Annotated in this window: 18 protein-coding genes, 1 tRNA gene and 2 pseudogenes; 15 read left to right on the top strand and 6 right to left on the bottom strand. The window is 54.8% G+C overall.

Going from position 1 to position 24031, the window contains the following annotated elements; all coding sequences use genetic code 11:
* Positions 1 to 213: 213 nt before the first annotated feature.
* A complete protein-coding gene (locus tag J3T95_RS03995) occupies positions 214 to 1347 on the bottom strand; it encodes a hypothetical protein (protein WP_267450457.1) in 1134 nt (377 codons plus the stop codon).
* A gap of 967 nt (positions 1348 to 2314) precedes the next feature.
* On the opposite strand from J3T95_RS03995, the gene J3T95_RS03990 reads away from it, so the two are divergent.
* The 11 genes from J3T95_RS03990 to J3T95_RS03945 all read left to right on the top strand — a co-directional run bounded on the left by J3T95_RS03990 (position 2315) and on the right by J3T95_RS03945 (position 16009).
* Positions 2315 to 2497, top strand: coding sequence for a hypothetical protein (locus tag J3T95_RS03990; RefSeq protein WP_267450456.1), 183 nt, complete (start codon positions 2315 to 2317; stop codon positions 2495 to 2497).
* Positions 2498 to 3228: 731 nt separating this feature from the next.
* Positions 3229 to 4041, top strand: coding sequence for a galactose-binding domain-containing protein (locus J3T95_RS03985; RefSeq protein ID WP_267450455.1), 813 nt, complete (start codon positions 3229 to 3231; stop codon positions 4039 to 4041).
* Positions 4005 to 4424, top strand: coding sequence for a discoidin domain-containing protein (locus tag J3T95_RS09220; RefSeq protein ID WP_416378737.1), 420 nt, complete (start codon positions 4005 to 4007; stop codon positions 4422 to 4424). The genes J3T95_RS03985 and J3T95_RS09220 overlap by 37 nt, the downstream gene beginning before the upstream one ends.
* On the top strand, positions 4378 to 5241 hold the full coding sequence (locus J3T95_RS03980; protein WP_267450454.1) for a bacterial Ig-like domain-containing protein: 864 nt from the start codon (positions 4378 to 4380) through the stop codon (positions 5239 to 5241). The genes J3T95_RS09220 and J3T95_RS03980 overlap by 47 nt, the downstream gene beginning before the upstream one ends.
* 461 nt (positions 5242 to 5702) lie before the next feature.
* Positions 5703 to 9038, top strand: a complete 3336-nt coding sequence (locus J3T95_RS03975; RefSeq protein ID WP_267450453.1) for a DUF5107 domain-containing protein — start codon at positions 5703 to 5705, stop codon at positions 9036 to 9038.
* A gap of 505 nt (positions 9039 to 9543) precedes the next feature.
* Entirely contained in the window at positions 9544 to 10380 is an 837-nt protein-coding gene (locus J3T95_RS03970; protein WP_267450596.1) for a carbohydrate ABC transporter permease, read from the top strand.
* Entirely contained in the window at positions 10377 to 11351 is a 975-nt protein-coding gene (locus J3T95_RS03965; RefSeq protein ID WP_267450452.1) for a carbohydrate ABC transporter permease, read from the top strand. Before J3T95_RS03970 ends, J3T95_RS03965 begins: the two co-directional genes overlap by 4 nt.
* 60 nt (positions 11352 to 11411) lie before the next feature.
* On the top strand, positions 11412 to 11576 hold the full coding sequence (locus J3T95_RS03960) for a beta-galactosidase (protein ID WP_267450451.1): 165 nt from the start codon (positions 11412 to 11414) through the stop codon (positions 11574 to 11576).
* A gap of 21 nt (positions 11577 to 11597) precedes the next feature.
* Positions 11598 to 12932, top strand: coding sequence for an ABC transporter substrate-binding protein (locus tag J3T95_RS03955; protein WP_267450450.1), 1335 nt, complete (start codon positions 11598 to 11600; stop codon positions 12930 to 12932).
* A gap of 244 nt (positions 12933 to 13176) precedes the next feature.
* Entirely contained in the window at positions 13177 to 14028 is an 852-nt protein-coding gene (locus J3T95_RS03950; RefSeq protein ID WP_267450449.1) for an AraC family transcriptional regulator, read from the top strand.
* 802 nt (positions 14029 to 14830) lie between these two features.
* Complete coding sequence (locus tag J3T95_RS03945) at positions 14831 to 16009, top strand: tyrosine-type recombinase/integrase (protein WP_416378743.1); 1179 nt, start codon at positions 14831 to 14833, stop codon at positions 16007 to 16009.
* Between the two features lie 237 nt (positions 16010 to 16246).
* Here the strand turns inward: J3T95_RS03945 and J3T95_RS03940 are convergent, their stop codons facing one another.
* Positions 16247 to 16582 (bottom strand): hypothetical protein, encoded by a 336-nt coding sequence (locus J3T95_RS03940; RefSeq protein ID WP_267450447.1) that lies wholly within the window; start codon positions 16580 to 16582, stop codon positions 16247 to 16249.
* A gap of 71 nt (positions 16583 to 16653) precedes the next feature.
* Positions 16654 to 17241, bottom strand: coding sequence for an NADPH-dependent F420 reductase (locus J3T95_RS03935; protein ID WP_267450446.1), 588 nt, complete (start codon positions 17239 to 17241; stop codon positions 16654 to 16656).
* A gap of 134 nt (positions 17242 to 17375) precedes the next feature.
* Between J3T95_RS03935 and J3T95_RS03930 the strand changes: the two genes are divergently transcribed.
* The 3 genes and pseudogenes from J3T95_RS03930 to J3T95_RS03920 all read left to right on the top strand — a co-directional run.
* Positions 17376 to 18275 (top strand): LysR family transcriptional regulator, encoded by a 900-nt coding sequence (locus J3T95_RS03930; RefSeq protein ID WP_267450445.1) that lies wholly within the window; start codon positions 17376 to 17378, stop codon positions 18273 to 18275.
* Between the two features lie 689 nt (positions 18276 to 18964).
* Positions 18965 to 19597, top strand: a pseudogene (locus J3T95_RS03925) (GyrI-like domain-containing protein).
* Positions 19598 to 20204: 607 nt separating this feature from the next.
* Positions 20205 to 20438 (top strand): annotated as a pseudogene (locus J3T95_RS03920) (VOC family protein); the annotation flags it as partial.
* A 448-nt stretch (positions 20439 to 20886) separates the two neighbouring features.
* Here the strand turns inward: J3T95_RS03920 and J3T95_RS03915 are convergent.
* Positions 20887 to 20959, bottom strand: a tRNA-Arg gene (locus J3T95_RS03915).
* Between the two features lie 195 nt (positions 20960 to 21154).
* Between J3T95_RS03915 and J3T95_RS03910 the strand changes: the two genes are divergently transcribed.
* On the top strand, positions 21155 to 22180 hold the full coding sequence (locus J3T95_RS03910; protein ID WP_267400748.1) for an endonuclease/exonuclease/phosphatase family protein: 1026 nt from the start codon (positions 21155 to 21157) through the stop codon (positions 22178 to 22180).
* An 8-nt stretch (positions 22181 to 22188) separates the two neighbouring features.
* Here the strand turns inward: J3T95_RS03910 and J3T95_RS03905 are convergent, their stop codons facing one another.
* Both J3T95_RS03905 and xseA read right to left on the bottom strand, forming a co-directional pair.
* A complete protein-coding gene (locus tag J3T95_RS03905; RefSeq protein WP_267450443.1) occupies positions 22189 to 22512 on the bottom strand; it encodes an exodeoxyribonuclease VII small subunit in 324 nt (107 codons plus the stop codon).
* A 106-nt stretch (positions 22513 to 22618) separates the two neighbouring features.
* On the bottom strand, positions 22619 to 23893 hold the full coding sequence (xseA, locus tag J3T95_RS03900; RefSeq protein ID WP_220237367.1) for an exodeoxyribonuclease VII large subunit: 1275 nt from the start codon (positions 23891 to 23893) through the stop codon (positions 22619 to 22621).
* Positions 23894 to 24031 lie beyond the last annotated feature (138 nt).

Below are 24031 nucleotides of genomic sequence, written 5' to 3'. Positions count from 1 at the left end.
CCGTCACCAGCGAACGGTGACTGGTCGTCGACCTGCGCCATGCCCGGAGTAACAGGTCGGAGTTGACCGGCCCAGGCCTTTGCTTCTCCCGGCAGCTTCGTTTATGTTTCTTCGGATATGTGAAGGGGGCGGCCATTATGGTTGTCCACAAATAACGTCGGCAGGATCGGGGCCGTCCAAAGCAACCAGTCCCGCGGGCAAATTCTTAATCAATCAGCCAATACCACAAGCACCTCCTGCGTGACATTGACTGGGAGTATGGGTATTCATCCAAGCATTGACATCCGGAGGAATCCCTCCGCCTTGCGGCGCTGCTGGCGCAGCAGGTGCAGGCGCGGGCGCTGCGGGAGCAGGCGCGGAGCCGCCTCCTCTGCCGCCACGGCTGTATGAGGGCCGACGGGAAGGTGCGTAGTGCCGCACCCGGCTGTTGGAGGAGGACGAACGCTGCTGGGCGGGCGCCGAACGCCGGGCCGGCTGCCGGGCGGCCGAAGCCGGCGCCGCCTGGGCCTGCTGCTGGCCGGCTTGGTTTTTCTGCTGGATGGACGCGTTCACCTGGTCCATGGCCGACTGCAAGGCATCCGCCGCGTCCTGGTAGGTTTCCGCCTTGTCGCCTTTGATGCTGCCGGCCTGGCTGATGGCCTGCTGCAGGCTGTCGCGGACGGCGTTGTCCGCCACTTTCCCGTCGGAGTCGCTTAAAAGCTTTGAAGCCTCGTCCTTCTTCGCGTTCAAGGCCGTCTTCGCGTCCTCAAGGCTTTTCGCATCACGGGAGGCCAGCACGGCTTTCGCGGCCTTGTCCAGGCTGCGGTAGACGTCGTCGCTCCTTTTCGCCTTGCCGGCCATGGCCTGCAGGTCGCCTGTGGGCATGGACGCTTTGCATGTGAAGGCCTGGACTTGGGTGTGCTTGGCCTTCCCGACGGCCTTGGCCAGGTCCTTCACGGTCTTCGTGTCCTTGACCTGGTCCTCTTTCACGGCGAAGGCCTGAAGATAGCTGGAGGAGGCCGCCTCGGCCTGCTGCTCCGAACCCTTCACGGCGCGCACCTGCCGGGAGCACTGCGCCAGGGCCTGGTCGTGGCTCCTGTTCGAGGACGCCTTCCAAACGGCCAGGCCGGCCACGGCCAGCACGGCCACGACCACCAGGATGACCACCGGCACCAGCCATTTGGGGCGGGGCCTGCCTGCCGGGCCCGAACCGCCTCCAGGCTCCTGGCCGTCCACCGGCCCTATAACCGGAGGCAGGCCATCACCACCCGGCTGCGGATCTTCCTCCTGCGGAGGCCGGCCGCCGGATCCGCCGGCATCAGCCAGGGTCCTAGTCTCCCCGTCATCGGGTGCGTGCTCCTCGTCCATGATTCCTCTTTCTTCTGTTGTCTATTTTCGAGTATTGCACGCTTCTTGCCCAAAGTAGGGGGGGGGTTGGATTCATGGATGCTTTCTGGCATATTTCGTATTCCCCTTGCTTCTTGCGGAGTCGGTCTGCTTCAATCGGGGGAAAACAGGGGATGCGCCTAGAGCCTTGCATGCAGTTCGGCATGGAGGCGCGCCGCTCCGGTCCGTGCCTGTATTAGCACTTCTCCGGGGCTCCCTCGTTAAAGAGAGGATGATTTTGAGCATTGCCGGTTTGGCTGTCATGTGCGGCGGCCACGAAATCGGCTTTGGTTTGTGAACTGCCATTTCGGCAGGTCACAAACAGCAGAGGAATCAATCCGGGGGGGGGGGTTGATGCAGGGCGGGTCGGAAGCGTGTTCTGCTCAGCGTGCTGATCTGGCGAATTATCTCGTACTGCGGTCTTTGATGCTTCGTTGGCGGTGAAGGGCAAGTCGGAATGTGCTGTTCCTGGTATTGTCCATGTGGCCAACTACCCCGGCACCGCTTCGGCAGCTCTTCCGGATGACTCGATGATGAAGACCATAAGCAGAATGGGCGCACTCCAAGGTTCGCAGAATCAAGTCGGAACCACGGAACCCAAGTATTTCCTCATACCCGAACCGACACAGTGCCCCGGATGCGATTCGAACGTTTCCGTTTTGATGGTCAGTTTCGGGTTCTCCGTATCTTCCGGCGGTCTGTTGCGTATTGGCTTGTTGATTAGGAGTTTCGTAGAGTACTAAGCAATTTCCTGCGTCTATTCATGTTTCTGATTACCACTAGTGATGGTCCATCCGGGGGAGAGGGACTACGGAGTGCTCGTGTTCCTTGAGTTTTCCAGTAGGTGCACTCCCCGGATCGTTGACTCTTCGAAATCTCGCGGTTCTCTCGTTCATGTCTTATCGCGTAGCAGTGGTGAGCGAGAGGTGAGCAATGACTAGGACGCATAGTGCGTGAGGGGAGCGTCTTTCCGAAGAGGAACGGAGATGGCCTGGTTGTGGCCTGGCTGGCCAGGTATCCGAACCCGATTGACCATACGAATAGGGTCGGCAGGCAGTTTGGCCCGGAGTACCGTACGGAAGCGCATGCCTGGCTGGAACGTGAGCAGTACCTGGCCGTCCTGCACAATTAAGGGGATACGCGCTTGGCAGCATCTCAGGGAGAGGAACAGCAAACCAACGGAGGACAGGAGGATCCTGTTCGAGGATTACCTGCGGGAGTGGTTGCATCACCGGGAGCCGAGCGGGAATTCCGGTCTGCGTGGTTCGACGATGAGGAACCTGAGGGCGGACATCTCCCATTCCTGCCGTATTTCAAGGGCAGGCCGGTCGTGGGGAGCATGGCAGCCGACGTGCGCGCCTGGTATGAGGCCGACCTTCCGGAGGGTCCCTGGGCGTTCTACGGGGTGTGCCAGGTGTTGCATTCGGTCCTGCAGGAGGCCTTGGAACCGACCTACGGTTCCGCCCTGCTGGACGGTAATCCTATGCTGAAGCGATATCTGCTATCCTCCGCTGACGGGAGCCGGTTCCTGTGTGCCGATGGCCGAATGCAGGCAGGTATACGTGAATCAGTAGGCGTCGACGCGAGATTCGTTTGGATGCTTGAAACGGAGAATGGCAAGACGTTCAGTCTGGTTAATCAGGTAGACAAGGTTGCCTTGGATGTGGCTGGCCAGGAGACTGATGCGGGAGCAGCCATCACTGTGGCGGAGTCGACCGGGAACGGCAACCAGGCTTGGTATTTCCGTTCCACAACACCGGCCGGGGCACAGAACACGACTGTCCAGATACCCCTAGGAGGTCCTGTGACCCTACTGGACACAGTAGTCCCCTATTACCCTTGGGGGAGGGGAAACCCGTCTCGGTGGTCTGGCGGACCGCAACGGCGGATGTCAATAAAGAAGGAACCTACCAGGCCCAAGGGGTTGCGACTGATTTCTTCGGAAATGCTTTTCCTTGCAGTGCATCAGTTTTCGTCGGTGCACTGACAGTGACAGACCCTGCTTCGGCCACCGTGCTCTTCGGCTCAGATGCTGGTGCCGCCCGCAAAACAATGGAAGCCACCCCTGTTTATGCCCATGCCAAGGCGTCGCCGGCCATAAAGGTCGACCCTCAAACAGTGACTTGGGATTACTCGGATCTCAAAGGGAAGCTGGACCGGGCCAAAGAGGGGTCAGCAGTGGGCATTAATGGTACTCTCGCAACAGGGCAGGGCCATTTGCCCCTGTCTTTCACTCTATATCTGGAAACGGCCAGGCCTCAAAACATGGCTGATGTCAATTGCAACCTAACCGTTACCGACCAGGATGTCGAATACGGAAAAGAAGACCAGCGGAGGAAGCTCACAGACGGCAATACGAAGGAAGAGGCCTGGGCTACATGGGATTCTGCTGGTAATTACCGTCATAGTCCTAGAGCTAACTTTGACTTTGGGCAGGTCCGTCACTTGGATCGGGCGACAATCACCTACCAAGATCATCCGCCCGTGTCGGCCAAAGCCGAGTATACGGATAATGACATTACTTGGAAACCTCTTGGGCAGATTGCAACTGATCCCCAGCCTGGACAGACCGTGACTTTTCGAGCGGAGAACATGGTTGAGGCAAGCAAGGCCCGTATCGTTAATACTGTTGATAATGCTTGGATGGATGCTGCGGAAATCGAGGCCTGGGCCTGACCCTGGGTCGGCCAATCAGGAATCTGGCCTGGGGCGCTGGTACCCACTTCAACGTCAATGCTGAGGAAGGGGATACGGCTGGCAAGGCAGTTGACGGCCATGTCGCCAACGGCTGGTCCACTTGGTCGGCACCAACGAACATTGATACGACGGCCATATTCACCTTCGACCGAGTTCGCACCATCACTCATGTTGCTACGACCTTCTATCGCGATGGGCGCGTTTCGTGGTCCAAGGAGCAAACCCTGGAGTATCGGGATAAATCTGGTGTCTGGCACCGTCTAGGAACCAGGACGGGGTGGTACCTTCCACAATCCGGCAGTGACTCCTCAACTGATGCTGATACCTCCTACAGCGGATTTTGTCCTGACCAGTCCTGTTGAGGCCAAAGCGGTGCGTCTGGTTAACATTCTCCAGGACAGCCGGGCCTACATCAATGTAGCAGAGATAGAGGTGTATGGCACGGAAAGTGCATGGACATTCAATCCTGAACCCGGGAACGCTAATCACCTAGCTGATTTGCGTCTGGACGGTCAGACAATCGGCGTTTACTCTTCCGATCAAAGTGATTATGTGGTCGATTTGCCACTCGGTGTGCAACGCAACCCCGTTCTGCAGGCTTTCAGTCGAGACAACGCAGCAAGCGTGGTCCAACAATCCGATACTCAATTGCTGGCAGGTGGCCGGAGTCTGATCACCGTCACCCCCGCTGATGGATCCCGAGCCAGAACCTATTCCGTGCTATATCGTTCTTTTGATTTGCGAGAATTGAAGATTACTCGGCCGGTAAAACTGGACTATGACATCGGTGAGCGATTCGATCCGCGCGGATTGCAGGTTGGTGCTGTTTATGTCGCCCAGGATACAGGGAACAAGCAGGTCAAACCTCTCTTATTGAATGACCCTGAACTCTCTATAACCGGATTTGACTCTTCAATGGCTGGCAGGAAAATCGTTACAGTCGCTTATCGGGGGGTGAACGCCAACTTCGAGGTCTCTGTGAGGGATACCGGGAAGAAAGTGATCAATGAAGACAGCAGCGGCTCGAAGAAACAACATCTGCAGCCGGATGGATGCTTTTATTCTACTTTGGCGCATTCCCGAACCGCAGAAGTTTTGATATCCTTGTGGGTCCTGCTATTGACGGTGGCCGTAGTTGCCGTTTATATGGCCAGGCGATATTGGTCGGATCAAAGGTGACAAGAGGGTAATGGTGCTGCATCCGCACCTGTTCATTGAGGTGCGGATGCAGCACCATGCCTTTCGAGAAACGAGATGTCGAGTTTCTCATACCCTCGCTTGGTGCTCCCCCCCCCCCCCATTATCGATCATTGGCTTGTAATGAATAGAATATCGACCACAATCTTTTGAGATATATGTTGGAGTGCTCCACTTGCTATCGGGTCATCTGACCAGTAAAGAGACGGGGCGTCGATGTTGTCCATTTATTTAATGGAATAACACGTTATCGGGTTTCATTGGCTAGACAATTGATGAAGACGGTATTGATCAATCATAGGGGTTCGCAACCGCAATTTTTTTCTATTATCTAACAATTCTAATGCGTTCAAACCTTTTATTGTCTCCTAGCCTTGCAGTAGATGCATCATTCATCGGATCGTGCTGGTTGATGCACAATAACGACGACAAAGGAGAGAGCAATGAAGCCGGTGTCCGCTACGAATGTCCAGCTCACCATACCGACCTATGAAGCAGGTAAGCCGGATCCTAATCCGCAATTTATAGAAGGCCGTGTTTATCAGGGCTCGACGGGTAAGGTCTATCCTTATCCGGTGATTGAATCCATCAGCGACGATAAAAGGGACAAGGTCTATGATGCGGTAAATCTGGAAAATGAATTTCTCAAAGTCACCATATTGCCTGAATTGGGTGGACGCATCCAATATGCCACTGATAAGACCAACAACTATGACTTCGTCTACAGGAATGATGTGATCAAGCCCGCCTTGGTCGGACTTTTGGGTCCGTGGATTTCCGGTGGGATTGAATTCAACTGGCCTCAACACCATCGACCGACGACATTCATGCCAGTCGATTACCGACTGGTAAAGCTGGATCATGATGGCGGGGGAGTGCAATGCCATGATGTGGATAGAATCCATGGCACGGAAGTGGTTACCACCATTGCCCTGTACCCAGGGAAATCCTACATTGAGATATCCGCCGACTTGTACAATGGCACGCCCCTGCCCCAGAGTTTCCTGTGGTGGGCGAACCCTGCCGTGCCAGTGAATGAACACACCAAGACCGTGATGCCGCCTGATGTTGTCGCTGTAATGGATCACGGGAAGCGTGATGTCAGCCGTTACCCGATAGCCACCGGGACGTACTATAAGCACGACTATTCCCAGGGTGTGGATATCAGCCGTTACAAGAACATTCCTGTACCCACCAGTTATATGGCGGCACATTCCGATTTCGATTTTGTCGGCGGCTATGATTTCAAGGCGGAAGCAGGAATCCTTCATGTAGCTGATCACCATATCAGCCCTGGTAAGAAGCAATGGACTTGGGGCTCTGGCGATTTTGGTCATGCTTGGGACCGGAATCTTACTGATGCCAACGGTCCGTATGTGGAACTCATGACTGGTGTCTACACTGATAACCAGCCTGACTTCACTTGGCTCAAACCATATGAAACCAAGCGTTTCACCCAGTATTTCATGCCCTACCAGTCCCTGGGTCTGGTTAAGAACGCAACCATCGATGCGGCGGTGAATTTGGAGTTCGGACCCGCCGACCCGATTGAGGCCAAGCGGGAATCGGAAGGGGTCGATGGTGCCGGCCTTCAGGAGGGGCAAGGACGTTTTAAGGTTTCGGCCACGTCAAGACACGAAGGGGTCATCGTCAAAGTGATGTGTGATGACGGTCAAGTGTTGGCGGAAAGGACAGCTGAGATAGGCCCTGACCGTATATGTGAAGGCCAGTTCGATACCGGAGGTAAGAGGCCCTGGGAAATTACTATCACCGCTACGGATGAACAGGGCAGGGACTTGGTTGCTTACCGACCGCTCCGCCCGAAGATACCGGTCATCCCCTCACCGGCAAAAGCTCCGAGTGTGCCTTCTGCCGTGGCCACCAACGAGGAGCTTCTGCTTACGGGTCAGCATTTAGAACAGTACCGGCATGCGACCAGTCGACCGGATCCGTATTATCTTGAAGGACTTAAACGCGATCCGGATGATGCCAGAATCAATGTGGCGTATGGAGAACTCCTACTCAGAAGAGGAGCCTTTGAAGAGGCGCGTCAACACTTCAAGCGGGCGATCAAGCGACTTACGGAGCTTAATCCCAATCCCTATGATGGCCAAGCCTTCACGGATCTGGGCCTTGCCGAGTTCTTCCTGGGTAAAGAGCAGAAGGCTTACAATGCTTGGTACAAGGCGACTTGGGATGAGACCCAGGCCGGCCAAGGCTATTACTACCTGGCTATGGAGTGTGCAAGAACAGCACAGTGGGCGCAAGGTCTGGTCTTCGTTGATCGCAGTCTGGAATATAATGCCCTCAGTTCCAAGGCCCTGGCCCTGAAATCCTTCCTTCTGCGTCGTCAGGGGAGGAAACAGGATGCGCTCGAAAGTCTTGGCGAGAATCTGACGCACAACGCCTTTGATTTCGTGTCTGGTTTCGAACGGTATTTGCTGGGAGACAGCGATCAGGTGTTTTCCTTGATGGGGAATCGGACCCATAACTATTTGAATCTGGCTCGTACCTATATGTCGTTCGGGGCTTATGAGGAGGCCTGCGCGGTGTTGCTGAAAGCGGATGAGCGAGATGCCTTGGTGAATTACTATCTGTCATACTGTGAGCATCGTTTGGGCAGACTTGAGCAGTCTGCACGGCATATTCGAACAGCCGAAAAGGTGCAAGGACGTTATTGTTTCCCCAACGCGCTTGAAGACATACTTGTCTTGCGAGACGCTATTGGTCTGGGAGCCAGCTCGAAGGCACCTTATTATCTTGGCTGTCTCTACTATGACAAGTTGCAGACCAAGGATGCGGTCTCCATGTGGAAGCTGTCCTGTGCAGCTGATCCGTCTTTCCCCACGGTTCATAGGAATCTTGGTCTCGCCTATTACAACAAGCTTGGTCTGAGGCATGATGCCCTTGAACAGATGGAGGAGGCCTTCCATCTTGATGCGTCGGATGCACGGGTCTTTTTGGAGTTGGATCAGCTGCACCAAGCTATGGGCTGGACCTATCCACAGCGTCGTGAGCTGTTCGAAAGGCATATGCCCTTGGTTGAATCCCGTGATGATTTATACGTCGAATATATGAAGATTCTCAATCTGACGGGATCCTATGGACAAGCCTTCAAGCTTATGTCAAAGCGACATTTCCACCCTTGGGAGGGTGGCGAAGGAAAGGTCACCACTCAGTACCGTCTATCGCTGATTCTCATGGCCTTGCAGGCGATGAAGGCGAAAAATTGGCAGTTGGCACACGAGAAACTCATAATGGCGCAGCATTACCCGGAAAACCTGGGTGAGGGGAAGTTGGAAGGTCAGAAGGACAACGATATCCATTATTTACTGGGCCTGGTCAGTCAGCACCTAAGTCAAGCTGAAGAGGCGACCACTGAATTCAGAAAGGCATCCATAGGGCCTAATGAGGTCAAAGGGGCTCTGTACTACAATGACCAGCCATCTGAAATGATCCTGTTCCAAGGGCTTGCCCACCAGGCATTGGGCGAGACTGACCAAGCGAATGCGCGCTTCTACAGATTGTTGGATTATAGTGAACAACACCTGGATGAAAGCGACAATGTCGATTTCTTTGCCGTTTCCCTCCCTGATTTCCGTGTCTTCGGAAGGGACTACAACCTTATGAACCACGTGCATTGCCAGTACCTCATTGCTCTGGCTAATCTGGGTGTGGGAAACAAAAAAAAGTCCGCCCATTGGTTCAGACGGGTTCTCGCTGATGATCCTACTCATATGCAGGCCACTGTATTCATGCAAGCTATAACGAAGGACTAGTCGGCCGCACAGCCTGTAAGCAAATGAAGACAGTAAAGGCGAGAGCAATTTTCTAATATAATGCAGCAGTTTTCTTATACATCCCTCTGTGCTTGTTTATAGACTAGAAGTACGTTACTTAGTTGTATAAAAGAGTATTGAAAAGAGGACACAAGGATGTGTATACGTAAAAACTGCTGTATTTGTTTTTAGCAAAATATCAATATTCTATATCAGGATTACTTCTGTTGTCAGCAGTATTGAGCAGTTGAACGACAAGTAACCAGAAACCTGAGCTTTGTGCTCTCTGCAAACAGTTGAAAGTGATGCCTCTCAACCAAATGAGTGCAAGGGAAAAGGAAGATCGTCATCGTTGACGTCGGGTTGGCTGATTCTGCCAAATCATGCATTTCAAAGGAGAAGAATGACATATTCCATTTCGGCGGCGAGTTCGGTGAATTCTCCGAAAGAGCGACAACCCGTCTCAAGTAATAAACATCGGCGTGATTGGCGCGGATGGAAGTTCATGGGACCTTTTGCGCTGGCTTTCATGCTGGTTTTCGTCATCCCGATTATCTACGCCATCTATATTTCTTTTTTTGAAAGGCGGATGGTGGGAGGAACCGTCTTTATCGGACTGAGCAACTACAAGCGACTGTTCGCTGATGGCCATTTCTGGGGTTCGGTTGGACGTGTCAGTGCGTTCACCCTGATTCAGGCTCCACTCTGCCTGTTTTTGGCTGCGCTTCTGGCTCTGGCTATTGACTCTATGAGGTTGCATGGCACGAAGTTCTTCCGTATATCCACTTTCCTGCCATACGCGGTTCCGGCTGTGGTGTCCACGTTGATATGGGGATTCATGTATGGAGCGAAATACGGCCTGGTTGGTTCATTTAATGCATGGACAGGCTTGCACATGGACTTACTGGCTCCCAATATTCTACTTGTCTCGATCGGTAACATCGTGACATGGGAATATACGGGTTATAACATGCTGATTTTCTATTCCTCCTTATCCACCATCCCGCATTCCCTATATGAGGCTGCGGCAATCGACGGAGCAAGTGAGTGGCAGATCATACGGCGGATCAAGATGCCGGAATTGCGTGGAAGCCTGGCCATTACTGTGATTTTCAGTATTATTGGTTCTTTCCAGCTTTTCAATGAACCGTCAATCATGCAGAACATGGTGCCGGGAAACACCATTACCAGCTACTACACGCCGAACATGTACGCCTACAGCCTGAGTTTCGCGGGTAACCAGTCGAATTACGCCGCGGCCCTAGCCATAGTCATGGCGGTCATCACTATGACAATTGCCTACGTTGTGCAGCTGAACAGTCTGAAGGAGCAAATGAAATGACTGCTGATTTTTTGGATGAATCGCCTTCAGCAATTCGAGCTCGCGAACGGCAACGGGCGAGACGTTTGGCCAGGGATGAACGGGCGGAGCGTAAGCGGGCAGCGAAGGTTGGCTTCTCCAACCCGGCCAATCCTCGTCGTTCGCTGCCGTTGACACTGGCTACCGGTGTCTTTGCCGTTTATTGTCTTTTTCCTTTTGCGTACTTGATTATCAATGCAACCAAGACGCAATCTGATTTCACGTCAACCTTCGGGCTTTGGTTTGGCCGTACTTTTGCACTTTGGGACAACGTCACCACTGTCTTTACATACGAGGATGGCATTTTCGGGCGGTGGCTCCTGAATACTCTCCTCTATGTGGTGGTCGGTGCAGGTGGAGCAACCATCCTGGCCATTATGGGTGGGTATGCCTTGGCAAAGTTTGTTTTCCCTGGTCGCAAGGCTGTTTTTGCAGTAGTTCTTGGTTCCATCAGTGTTCCCGGTATCGCCTTGGCGGTCCCGCAGTTTCTTCTGTTCGCCAAAATGGGTTTGACCAATACGCCCTGGGCCATGATTCTGCCCAGCCTCATTAGTCCATTTGGCCTTTATCTTATGTGGATTTTCTCCGAACAAGCAGTTCCGACGGAGCTCCTGGAATCGGCTAGGGTAGATGGTGCGGGCGAGTTCAGGACATTTTTGACTATCAGTCTGCCGCTGTTGGCTCCCGGAATCGTGACCACAGCCTTGTTCGCCATCGTAGCGACCTGGAACAACTACTTTCTGCCATTGATCATGTTGAAGGATTCCGATTGGTATCCCCTGACCATTGGACTTAATCAGTGGAAAAACCAGGCCAATACAGCCGGTGGACATGCAATACAGAATCTGGTCATCACCGGATCTCTGGTTACCGTGATCCCCCTGATGATCGCTTTCCTGATTCTTCAACGGTACTGGCAATCTGGATTGGCTGCAGGGGCGGTCAAGGAATAGACAGACGCCGACAATGGCAATTCGGCAATGATGAAGCATATATATGAAATGGAGAAGAAAATGACCGAACAGCATCGACAGTTCAAATGGCCTCAACCAGTCAAAGGCGACAGACCCCGGATCTGGTTCGACGGTGAATATAACCCTGATCAATGGCCCGAGGATGTCTGGAAAGAAGATATGGCCTATATGGTCAAGGCCGACGTCAATATTGACCAAAAGTAACCAAGAAGAAAGAGTCACACAATGAAACATGCAATGGGGCTGAAGCGTTTGGTGGCCTGTGTTGGTGTGGTGTCCATGTTCCTCGGTATCTCTGCCTGCGGCGGCAAGCAGGGTGGCGCGAACGAGAACGTGGAACTGAGCGTATGGGCCTGGGAACCCACACTGAAGGCGGCTACCAAGGAATTCGAGAAGAAGTACCCGAACATCAAGATCAAACTGCAGAATGCCGGGACCGCAAAGGAACAGTACACAGCGCTTGACAATGCCTTCCAAGCTGGCAAGGGGGCTCCTGACGTGGCGCAAATCGAACTGTACGCCTTGAGCCAGTATGCTATCAATGATCGTCTGACCGAACTGAGTGACCGGACGCAGGGCTATTCCAAGTTCTATAATCCGGGCACTTGGGATTCGGTCCTGGTCAACAAGAAGCCTTATGGGTTGCCTTTCGGTTCCGGTGCCATGGCTTTCTTCTACAACAAGGATGTATTCGATAGGGCCGGTGTCGACGCGACTCGGATCAAGACCTGGGACCAGTACTACGAGGCCGCCAAGAAGATTCGGTCGGTCGGTTCCTACATAGCCGCCGATTCCGGCGATTCCGGTTTCTTCGATGCGATGATTTGGCAAGCGAATGGGCACCCCTATAAGCTCTCGGCCGATGGGAAGGATTTATCCATCGATTTGGACAACGATAAAGGTACTCAGGATTTCATCAAGTGGTGGCAGAAGATGATTGACGAGGACCTGGTCGACACCAAGACCGTCATCTGGACTGAGGATTGGAACAAAAGCCTGAACAACGGCAAGCTCGCCTCTGCTCTGATAGGGTGCTGGATCCCGACCACCTTGGTCAATGTGGCCCCCGACCAAGCAGGCAAGTGGCGAGTTACCACCATGCCCACCCAGGATGGTTCCCCGGTCAATTCCAATCATGGTGGTTCGTCCTTGGCTATCATGTCTTCCAGTAAGAAGACCGAAGCCGCGTACAAGTACATCGAGTTCATCTCCCGGAATCAGGCCAGCATTGATGCACGCGTGGCTGGGGGTTCCTTCCCTGACGATGTGAAAACCACTAAGTCGCAAAGGTTCAAAGATGCGACCACCGTCAAAAACGCCAAGGGGGAGGACATCGAGTACTTCGGCGGTCAGAAGTATAACGAAGTTCTGGCGAAGGCCGCCAGTGACGTAATTCCAGGTCACGATACACTGCCGTTTGAGGTCTATGCCCGAACCGTTTTCGCCGATGATGTCGGTTCTGCATACACCGATAAGAAAATCAACTTGAAGCAAGGTGTGGCTGCTTGGCAGAAGCACCTGAAAGAATACGGAAAGCAACAAGGCTTCAACGTCAAGTGATCAGTTGACATCGGCCAATGCCGTTGTCCTATATTGATAAGATACAGGGCAACGGCATTCTTGATGCTGTCTATGCTGATACATGTCGTGTCTATGTCTCGTTGCTTATTGTTCGGCTCAACTCAGAGACTTGGTGTCAGATAGTGATGACAGGGTGCGGTGCGGCTGATACTCAGAACTGTGTATCCGAGCAATCATCGCGTTATTGGCAATAAGGACTTCGGCGAAAAGAGAAGAGTAAATCGTGGCGAAACCCGCTGAGCATGGTATTGATGCAAGTGCTTCGGATTTTCTGATTCACACCCCATCGGCCATCGCCCGTGCGACATTTTTCTATCCTTTACGGATGGGCGATTTTTCCTATGAACCCGGCTACAGGCTGGAGCGGCGATCTTTCGACAGCTTTCTGATCATTTATGTTGATAGTGGCAGGTTGTCCTTTGACCTGCCCGAGGGTTCTTTTGTGGCTGAAGAGGACAGGTTTGTGCTGATTAATTGTTATGAGCGCCATGCCTATAGTACCGATGTCAGGACCAGAGCACGATGGCTTCACTTCGATGGTGTCATGGCCAGGCCCTACTACGATTACATCGTCAGGAAGTTGGGCAATGTTTTCATGCTCTCCTCTGAGACCTATGCCTTGGAGCGGATGAGGACCATCAACGCATTATTGACTGCTGAGAATGGATACTCTGAAGCGAGAATGTCCAAATACATCACCGATCTTCTCACCGAGTTTGCAGATGAACAGCCCCGATCGTTCAAGCGCAAACAGACAGAAGTGGTGGAGGACACGATTGCATATGTGTCCACTCATCTATATGAGCCGCTTACCGTTTCCGAATTGGCCGAACGAGTCTTCCTCAGCGAGTACCATTTCATCCGACTCTTCAAGCAGGAAACCGGTATCACGCCTCACGCCTACTTAGTGGATTCCAGGATTCATGCGGTGCAGTATCTGCTGGTGAACACTTTGCTGCCTATTCGCCAAATCTGTCAGCGGTGTGGGTTCACCTCCGAATCATCACTGTGTGCTGCATTCAAGAAAAGCACGGGTATGACTCCGATGAAATATCGCAGGCTGAAACAAGGATGACAAATGTTATCCGAGCAGAGAACAGGATATATACGCGTCCTGTACTTGTACATATGCAGGCGAGGGGCGGGGCAATAAAAGCAGAGGTCAATATAGTCTATTTATCGATGTCGTGGGCTCCGGAAACTGGCGTTTTAGTCTTTCCACTTATCAATTATTGGTTACGTATAAGGTAATAAACTTCATCGATCGAGTTTGTCTGAATGATGCCAGTGAACAGCGTATATATACCATGCGGCGTAATAGTCATCGTAGATGGAGGCATATTTTGCTTCATGTTGCCAGAGTTATCAAAGTGCCCCGGATGCGATCCGAACGTTACTTTTTGCAAGTCAGTATTACATTCTTCTCCTTTTCAGATAGTGTGCTGCGATACGGCTTTATTATTAGAAAATCGGTACATAACTGATATCTGTTGCCTTTTCTGTTCATGCCAGTTGCTTGCCTTTGATAAGGGTTTATCTAGAGGAGGGAAACCATGGGATGCGCGCGTTCCCAGGGTTTTCTCGATAGGTACGCTTTTAGGTACGCACCCATTTCATTGACTCTTTTGCAATCTCGCGGTTCTCTCTTTCATATCTTGTTCCGTTGAAGCGATGAGTTGAGCATGAGGGGTGAGAAGTGACGCGTACTCGTGGCGTGGGGGGGGGGGGGCATCCTCCCAAAGAAAAGCAGGAACGGGCAGGTGATCGCCTGGCTTGCCAGGTATCCGAATCCACTTGACCACGACAGGAGGGTCAGTAGGCAGTTTGGCCCGGAATACCGTACGGAGGCGTTTGCCTGGCTGGAACGTGAGCATTACTTGGTCGTCCTTCATAACAAGGGAATACGGTCCTGGCAGCATCCGGGTGACAGGAACGCCAAGTCGAAGGCAGAAGATAAAGAAGTCCTGTTCGAGGATTACCTGCAGGAGTGGATGAAGCACAGGAAGCGGAACGGTAATTCCGACCTGCGTGGGTCGACGATGAGGAACCTGAAGGCTGACATCTCCCATTTCCTGCCGTTCTTCAAGGGCAGGCCGGTCGCGGGGATCACTGCCGCTGATGTGCGCTCCTGGTATGAGGCCGACCATCCGGAGGGTCCCTGGGCGTTCTATGGGGCATGCCAGGTGCTGCACTCGGTCCTGCAGGAGGCCTCGAACCCGGCCTATGGTCCTCCGCTGCTGGACAGTAACCCGTTTGTCCTTCCGATCAGGGAACCCGCGCCGTCCAAACGACGTGAGCAGGAACCGGTCACCCGGGAACAGGCCGGCAGGCTGGCCCGGGCCATGCCTGCGCGCACCAGGTTGAGCATCTGGCTGGGGCTCCTGGTGGGCGGATTGAGGATAGGGGAGGTGTGCGCCCTGCAGATCCGGGACATCGACCTGGACCACAGGCTCCTGCACGTGCGGCATTCGGTCTGCAGGGGGCCGGACGACGTCGGCCCCTGCAGGCTTGGCCCGACGAAGACCCTCTCCAGCATGCGGACCGTGCCCATCCCCGCAGGACTCATCCAGACCATCCGCGACCACATCGACCGATACTGCGTCGACGAGCCGGAGGCCATGCTCTTCCCTGCTGTCAGGTCACCCGGCGGGGTCATGTCGCCGACCACGCTCAGCCAGCAGTTCCGGAAGGCCCGCCTTCACGCGGGCAGGCCGGACATCACCTTCCACTCGCTGCGCGCCACGCATGCGACCATGCTCATGATCGAGGGCGGCACCCTGCGGGAGGCCATGGACGAGCTTGGTCACACGTCCGAGAAGATCGCCGTCAGGCATTACCAGCGCATCGTTCCAAAACACAGAATCCAAGTGGTCGAGAATCTCTCATACGCTTATCTGCCCGTATCGGCCACATCCCTGACCAGTCAGATAGAACAACTCAGGGATCAGCGGGACAGGCTGGACCGGCGAATACTGGAGCTTGAACAGATCCAAATAAGGCAACGTGAGGAGGCAATCGAAACAAGGGGCCGCCTGCCCCGCACCCTGGCGACCTGAATCAGGTCGATCATGTGCTGCCGCACGTCTTCAGGGGCAAACCACGCCCCTGAAGACGCTTGCCTCAGTAATGGGACTAAATCTGCTATGGCTATGTGTTTGGGAGACGTCTGCCGGAGCCGGGGATAAAATGTACAGTCTGGTGTGTGTGCGGGAAGACTGCCGGAGTTTGAAAGATGAAACCTATATCCCCCCCCCCTAATATTAAAGGCAATGAAAACAACAGAAGCCTCAGGACTATTGGCGATTAGTGCCGGTCTGTAGGTTGGTGGACGAGTACTTCGTCTCCAGATCTCTCACCCTGCTTTCTTTGGCCCCGTTGCGGATGGCGGCCAGGTCCTCCCGGATCTGCTTGTCCAGGCTTGTGAGGCGTTTCCGATCCGGATCGTACAGGTCGGGGCGGGACTCCTGGTCGATGACCGCCTCGAGGCGCTTATGCAGGGCGACGCACAACCGCTCCCGGCGGTCCGATGGGGCTGGGATGTACCCAGAGTGGTTGTCGGGTATCTGGCTGACGTCATCGGGGATATAGGGCATATGGGCATGATGGTGCTTTTTACTGGCGCGCCGCATCCAATCCGGATCTTTCCATATGAGAGGCGCCCATCATGTGAAAGTTTGCACAAGATGAGCGCCCAATGGGGTTATGCGCGCATGAGTTTCAGGGCAATGCTGGTGCCCTGGTTCTGCATGTATGCCAGACGGATCAGCACCTCGGCCATGGGTTCGATATACCGGGAGCAGGTGATGTCTCCGACGTATTGGGCATCGAATCCGATGGAGCGGAGCAGGTCGACTACTGCGTTGGCGCTGGTTTCCTCGCCGGCGACGGGGACGAACATCTGACCCTTTTCGAAGGATCTCAGGTCATGGTTAGGGGCCAGTACAGCATTGAGCGCCTTGACGACCTTCGCCTTCGGCAGGGCCTTGGTAACCTGTTCGCCGGCGGAATCCTTGAAGCCGACGGTGAGGTTCGCGAAGTCGGGGGTGAGGGGGTTGGTCATGTCGATGACCGTCTTGCCGGTCAGGGCATCGACCCAGTTGTCCTGTAGGGACAGGGCAGCCTTCAGGGGGATGGCAAGGAAGACGAAGTCCGCTTGTCGAATGGCGGTGGCGCCGTTCTCCTTGCTGGTGGAGGTGTTAATTGACGTGACTGCGTGCCCTGCGTTACGGAGGGCCTTGCAGATACCGGTGCCGACGGCGCCAGATCCGAGAACTACCATGTTTGACATTATGTTTCCTATCTTTGTGGTTTTCGGTTTGCATTATTTATCATTTCTCGGTCTGATACCGGTGACAAGGGTCAAAGCACGAAGTGAACTATCGTAGATTACGATAGTTATTTGTCCGAGCAGAAGGAAGACAAGTGGAGTTTCGGCAGTTGGAGATTTTCCTTACGGCCGCCCGGGAAGAGAATTTCAGCAGGGCTGCCGAGGCGCTTTTCCTGCCGCAATCGGTGGTCAGCGAGCAGATCGGCAGGCTAGAACGCGAGTTGGGAGTGAAGCTTTTCGACAGGTCCCACCGGGCAGTGCGCCTTACTACCGAGGGAAGGACCACGGTCGATCTTGCCTCCACCGTCATGCGTGACGTGGGTAAGTTGCGCCGTGAGGTGGGTTCCGGGCGGGAAACCAAGGGCCTTGTCACCATATCGCTGGCCATCGGCAAGGGCATGACGGAACGTATCACCAAGGTCGCCAACGCCCTCCGTGCTGAAAAAGTGCAGCTGGAGATAATGGAAGCTAAGCCCGCTCAAAGGGTCTCCCTGGTGAAAAGCAGCCAAGTGAATGCGGCGATCCTGCGCGGTCGGAGGGCCGGGGCCATGGATGATTCCAAGCTAATCTGTGAGGATTACCTGGTGGCGGCCGTGAACAGGGCGCATGAGTCATTCGGCTCTTCCAGAATATCCCTAGAATCGCTGCGCCATACTCCCATGGCCCTGATTGCCCGCCAAAGGAACCCCATGTTGGTGGATTTGGTGGCGCAGGCATTCCAAGTTGATCCGAAACTCATCCCGCGTGCCTTCGCCTTCAGTACGGTCGAGGCCGCCTTTGCACAGATCTCCATCTGCGACAAGCCTGCCTGGGTGCCGATCTACGAGGACTATGAGTCACAGCATGAATATCAGGGTATCTGGTCGGCGCCGATCGACCCGCCCCTGACGGTTCCTGTCTACCTGATTCCAGGTTCATTCCCCAGCGCGGCTCAGACCAACGCTATTCGTCTCCTGCTGAAGTTCTGCCGGCATTTCATGAAGAGGGATGCTTAATCTTGAGTTTGGTACAGAAGTATCATTGATTACATATGGGAGTCTTCAGGTGCTCTTGATAAGTAAGCAGGCATGCGATCTCGTCACCGCTCTTGGGATGGATGACAAAAAGCGAGGGGCCGGACGGAGGCTTCACCTCCCGTTCTGGTCCCTCGCTTCGCATGGTTCAGAACTTGCTGATCGTATTCAGGGCTGGCCGTAGACGCTCCTGTATCGGTCGTTGAGCTTGGTGATGTCGTCGTGGTCGGTGAGATGGGCGTGCCGTTTGTGGACAGGAGGGCGATCCGGCCATGGCCTCACGGGCTCCCAAAGAGCTCGATAACATGGCGAAGCGTCTCGCCGACAAGAAGGTCTGCCCAAGTCGGCCAGGCGCACAGCGTGGCCACAGATACGATGTCCCTCCCCAAGTGGGGAGGGATTTTCATTTACCCTTCCCACCAGTCGAACACCAGATAACCAGACATCAACCCATCAACCTACCAGAGCAACAGTCACATCAGAGTATCCAATCCACCATCAGAAACACCACCAAACAACAGCTAATTACACGATGCGCTTCTTGGCATTGAATGGCATTAAGCTGGGGGCAGTGTGTTGAGAGATCATTCCGAAGGCTTTAGGTTTGATCAGGTGTGGGCGGCAAAAAGAAAATGTACGGTGAATGACCGTTGTTGGAAAAGGAGAAAAGCGTGGCTTTTGATTTCAAGAAGGAATACAAAGGACTGTATCGACCATCGTCGACTCCTTCGATTATAGAAGTCCCGACGATGAACTTCCTCGCTGTCAGGGGCAAGGGCGATCCCAATTAGAAGGACGGCGAATACGGTAAGGCGGTTGAGTTGCTCTATGGCGAGGCATACACCCTTAAGATGAGCTACAAAGGGCCGCATAGGATTGACGGTTTCTTTGAGTATGTCGTACCTCCTCTGGAGGGGCTTTGGTGGCAGGACGGTGCGCAGAGGGTCGATTACGCGCACAAGGAGGATTTCGGGTGGATCTCCCCTAACGGGCTGCCAGACTTCATTCAACGCTCCGATGTTGAGTGGGCCATCGGTGAGGCAACCCGAAAGAAGAAGCTGGATTACTCTCCAGTGGAGTTCCTCACCTATGACGAAGGCCTGTGCGTCCAGTGCATGCATGTCGGCGGTTATGACGATGAGCCCGCAACGATCCAAGCCATGGATGCCTTCGCACAGGAGCAGGGGTATGCGGACAGTATCACCGCGGATAGGTACCACCACGAGATCTACCTGTCCGATCCTTCCAAATGCGACCCGGCTAAGCTGAAAACCGTGATCAGACATCCTGTGATCAGGCAGTAGATTCGGTCTCGGTCGGGAGGAAGAGGAAGGCGTCGCCAACTGTGGATTGGCGTTGACCTTCCGGCGCCTCTCCAGCAACCTTCTGGTCCACCCATCCTACTCCTGGCTTACCCCCGCTTGGTGGCTTCCAGCCCGGGTTGATGCCGACAAGGTGCCCCCCGTCTCCTCTGGGCTCGATCAGCGCATGAAGATATTGGTTTCGTGGGGGCTTCGTCGATCAGGATTGCCAGGCCGAGTTCGGTAATCCGATTGGTCGCCTTTCAGGGTTGGGCTGGTGCCGGTAGGTGATGTCGGGGTTGTGGGACGATGCTGGCGCAGGGTAGGAGCTGCATTCGAACATTTGTGCTAATCTGATTCCTGCAGTGAAGAACATGTTGAGATCAATCGGAATGACAGGGGTTGCTTCAGTGAACAGGATCAATTTAATAGCTCTTGGGGTCAAGAGCATTTCTAAGTCGATGGAATTCTATAAGTCCATTGGGTTTACCTAATATGCCAATGAAAAGGAACCACCGGTTGTCTTTTTCGATAACCAGGGAACCAAGTTGGAACTGTACCCATTGGATGAGCTGGCGAAGGATGTAGACGAGAATACCCCCCGGCGACGGACAGGTCGGGGTTCCTGGGGTTCACGCTGGCCATCAATATGAAGTCTAAGGAAGAGGTTGACGACTTCCTTTCGTTGGCGGAAAAGAACAACGGGAAAATCGTGAAGAAGGCCCAGCCAGTTGCATGGGGAGGCTATAGCGGTTACTTCCAGGACCTGGATGGATATTACTGGGAGGTCGCTTACTCTGAGGCTTGGAAATTCGATGAGCAGAACATGTTGATCATCGAGTGAGATTAGGTTGATGGTCCTCCCAGTTACTAATGGCCGCATGCCTCATCCCGTCCCAGTGCCGTTCCTGGCCGGCCCGTCGTGGTTGAAAGGCCTTCCGGCTTGTCTCAATCGCGTCAGGCTGAGCCAGGAACCATTGCATGAAGTCCGGCATGAGGGTGCTGTGCTCCGATACAACTAAAGATGCTGCTTTCTGCTACTCCGGGATTAAGCAGACAACCCTGGCCTGGCTCTTCGACATTCCAGCTGCCGGAATGTCCTAAATGCTCACCCGGCGCGATTGTTCATCTTCGAAGACGAAATCTTCTTTGCCGATGTGTGGGCACCCCGGTATTGGTACAGCGGCCCATGGATGTCGGGTCGTTGGGAAACCGAAGACGCGGAATTTAGATGATGAAGGCACGGAATCGGACGGTAAACCCGGTATTTTCTTATGCCTGAGTCGTCAGAGTGCCCCGGATGCGATTCGAACGCACGACACCTTCTTTAGGAGAGAAGTGCTCTATCCCCTGAGCTACCGGGGCAACGGAAACTACTGTACCACGAAGTGCGACTCGGGCAGGTCGCTGCTGTGCAGGCTAGGACCGTGCGTCTCCTGGAGAAGTTAGCCTCCTATCCATGCCCGCCGTACTGTCATGGTTTACAATTGCTCAACGGTCGAGCTGGCTGTGTATTCCTTGGAAGGGAGCCGAGCTGGCGATGATTAGCTGGAGGAAACCATGGCGCAATTCAGACGGTCCTTCCTGGTGAAGCATGTCTTTGGGTGGACGGCTAGGCTGCTGGCGCTGGTCAGCTTGCTGGCCTTAGTGGCGCGTGCTTGCCCGGCATGGCTGTCATCGATCCCATATCTGCCGGATCTGGCAGCGCTGACGCCCTGGTTCGTTCTTTTGGGTCTGCTGGCCCTGGTCCTGGCTCTGATGGCTTCACGATGGTTCACGGCTTTGGTGCTTATAGCCGCCTTGGCCCTGAATGTCTATTGGCAGTACCCCTTCTATCAGGAAGGGTTCGAACTCAACGGGCAAGCTGATCGGCTCATAGCCCTTGAGCATCCCGACAGGTACGATGATGTGGCCCGGGTCATGACCCTGAACGTCTACAAGGGTCAGGCCGAAGCCGATCAGGTAGTCAAGACCGTCAGCGACAACCGGGTCGAAGTGCTGGCTTTGCAAGAGGTCAGCAAGGATTTTGTGTACCGGCTGCACAAGGCCGGCATCGACCGATATCTGCCGCACGAGCAGCTTTCCACATCTTCGAAGGAATATGCCAACGGTCTTTGGACGGCCGCGCCAATGCAGTCGCCATCAAAGGATGACGTGGGATCTCGTTCCTCCATGATGCCGGCGGCCAGCATCGACTTCGGCAGAGGCAAGACCAGCGTCAGGTTCGTCTCAGTCCATACCACCTCGCCGCAGCCGGGCAGCTGGAATGCCTGGCGACGCAGCGTATCCGACCTGGGAACTCTGCGAAAGCATGACCACACCCGGTATGTGCTGATGGGAGATTTCAATGCCACATATGACCATGCCGTTTTCCGAGACATGCTGGGGGAGCGGTTCAGCGATGGGGCACGTCAGGCCGGACATGGCATGAGCATGACCTGGCCGGCCGACAAGGCCCCCCTGCCCAGGTTGGCGGCCATCGATCATGTTGTAGTGGACCGTGACATCAGGGCCAGCCGGCTGCAGGCCATACCCATCGCAGGTTCGGATCACGCGGCTCTGCTGGCCACTCTGATGGTGGAGTAGCGGGCTTTTCAGCCTTCCATGTTGGACTGGGTGCCAGCCTGTGCCCCAGCGCTGGCCTGTTCCTGTTGGGCGGCATCGAGCCTGGCCCTCACCTGGCCCAGCAGTTCCTGGGCGCGCTTGGCCAGTGCCTCGCCGATCTCCCACTGACGCATGGAGGCATCCAGATCCAGGCCGCCGGCTTCCAGCGCTTGAACCGCCTGAATCAGCTGATCCCGGGCCTGCTCATAGGGCAATTTAGCGATGGTTTCGCGTTCCTTCTGGCTCAGGGCCGAGGCCAATACCGGCTGTTCCTTCGCTTTCCCCTGGGTCTGTTCTTCGTCGGTATCGCTCATGCCTGCTCCTCTTCTTGTCTGATTCTTATCCGATGCGTTATCCCAATTCCTGATGACGCAGATGCTTATCGCGGTTGATTATATGCGGCTGATTACGTCAAATCGGTCACTGCCCGTCGATGACCCTGGTCTCGATGCGTCCCTCTTTGACAGTCAGAGTCAGATCCTGATCGGCCTGAACCTGCTGGGGACTGATGACCACCTTCCCGTCCAGGGCCTGCACGACTGCATATCCGCGGTCCAGGGTGGACTGGGGAGAGAGGGCGGTCAGTGAAGATTGCAGCTTCTCGACGGTCAGGGAGGCATCATCAACGATCCGTCGCAGGGCTATGTCCAGTCGGACCAGAGACTCGTCGACCAGCCGTTGGGGCTTGTCCAGCATGGTCTGTGGCCTGGTCAGGCTGGGACGGTTGGCATATCCCTCAATCAAACGCGTCTCGCCTTCGACCATATTTTCGATACGTGCGTTTATGCGCATCCGGGCCTCCTGGATGATGCCCTCTTGCTCGACTAGGTCGGGCACCACCCGCTTGGCTGCGTCGGTTGGAGTAGAGGCGCGCAGATCTGCCGCCAGGTCGATCAGGGTCCAGTCATCCTCGTGGCCAATGGCCGAGACGATGGGGGTGGCGCAGGCTGCCGTGGCTCGGACCACGGACTCGTCCGAGAAGCCCAGCAGATCCTCGAAACTGCCGCCGCCTCTGGCTACAATAATCACATCCACAGCCGGATCAGCATCCAGCTTCTGGATGGCTTCGACCACCTCGGGGGGGCACTGAGGGCCCTGGACGTGGGCGTGCACCACTGAGAATTCGATAGTGGGCCAGCGCAGACGGGCGTTGGTGATCACATCCCCCTCGGCCCTGGCCTTGGGTGCGCAAATCAGGCCGATGCGCCGGGGGAATTCTGGCAGGGGAACCTTGTTCTCCGCATCGAAGAGGCCCTCGCCCTTGAGCTTGCGCCTGAGCTGGTCGATCTGCTCTTTCAGGTCGCCGGTGCCTACACGTTTGATCCGGTCGGCCATAAAGCTCAAACGGGTTTGTTTAATCCACAGGTCAGGCCGCCCGTGGACTACCACCCGGTCGCCTTGGCGGAATTCCCGGGCCTGGGCGGCGAAGGCGCGGAATCCCATGACGTTGATGGAAATGTCCTCGAAGTTGTCGCGCAGGGTCAGGTATGCCGAACCTGTCCGGCGGGTGTTGATCTCCACGATCTGACCCTCCACCCAGGCTCCGGGCCAGCGGGCCACCGCGTCGTGGTACTTCTGGCTGAGCACACTGACCGGCCACGGGTCTTCCTCGGTGGTATCGCGCGCCAGGCGGGGCAGCTGATCAAGAGGTTTGGGGGCCAGCCCTGACGAGGATGTGCCAGCCGCCGCACCCATTGACCCCTGCATGTTCGCATCCATGTATGCTCGCATCTGATGCCTCCTGACCATCGGTTTCGCCAGCCTGACCAACTCATCTGACATGCCTGTACAGGTGGTATTCGGGTTGGTCAGTGAAGGAAACGTTCTCTCAGG

The sequence above is a fragment of the Bifidobacterium sp. B4079 genome, assembly GCF_026537385.1.
Classification (GTDB): Bacteria; Actinomycetota; Actinomycetes; order Actinomycetales; family Bifidobacteriaceae; genus Bombiscardovia; species Bombiscardovia asteroides_I.
Note: the sequence above shows the minus strand (reverse complement) of the source record. Positions and strands in the feature narration are given on the sequence as shown.